This is a genomic window from Pelomonas candidula, assembly GCF_043555985.1.
GTDB lineage: Bacteria > Pseudomonadota > Gammaproteobacteria > Burkholderiales > Burkholderiaceae_C > Pelomonas > Pelomonas candidula.
Genome location: NZ_JBIGIC010000045.1, coordinates 1 through 860 on the forward strand (window position 1 = coordinate 1; position 860 = coordinate 860).

The 860-nt window shown below is 67.4% G+C and carries 1 protein-coding gene; it reads right to left on the minus strand.

Translation table 11 applies throughout. The annotated features are described in order from the left end of the window. Window positions 1–860: MFS transporter (locus ACG04R_RS28405; RefSeq protein WP_394418187.1), on the minus strand; the 860-nt coding region annotated here is incomplete at both ends.

Here is an 860-nt window from a genome sequence, read left to right on the forward strand (position 1 = left end):
AGGAAGCCGCCCAGGAAGGCGCCGGCGATGAAGGTCAGCGTGCCGACCGTGCCGTTGATGTGGCCCAGGGACTCGTTGTCCATGCCCAGGCCGCCGGCCGACGTCGGGTCCAGCAGGAACAGCGGGCCGAACTTCTCGATGAAGCCCTCGCCGAAGCGGTAGAAGAAGATGACGGCCAGCATCATCCAGATCTGCGGCTTCTGGAAGAAGCTGGCCCAGATCGTGACGTTGGCCTTGAGGCCGCCGACAAGGCCCTCGCCGTGACGGGTCGGGGGCGCGCCCGGCGGCAGCACGCGGACGTGCCACAGCCCGAAAGCCGCCATGGCCCCGGCAGCGATCAGCACGACGACGATCCAGCACTGCACCCAGGGCATGCCCACGTGGTTGTGCAGCCAGCCCGTCAGCGACACGAACAGCCCTGACGCGACGACGGCGCCCATGTTCCAGCACATGCCCTGCAAGCCGGAGTAGCGCGCCTGGTCGGTCTTGGAGACGGTGGTCATGAACACGCCGTCGGCGCAGGTGTCCTGCGTGGCGGACGCGAAGCCGGTGATCCAGAAGAAGGCCAGCGAGAGCCGGAAGAAGTCGGCCATCGGCAGGCACAGCGCCACGAGGCCCAGCGCGGCGGCCATCGTGAACTCCATGCTGATGACCCAGAAGCGCTTGCTGCGGTAGGCCTCCAGCAGCGGCGCCCACAGCGGCTTGAGCACCCAGGGCAGGTACATCTGCGAGGTGTAGAGCGCGATGTCCTCGTTGGCCACGCCCAGGTTCTTGTAGATGATGGCCGCGACGACGCCCACCATCACATTGGGCAGGCCCATGGCCAGGTAGAGCGAGGGCACCCAGGTCAGTGGGTGGCG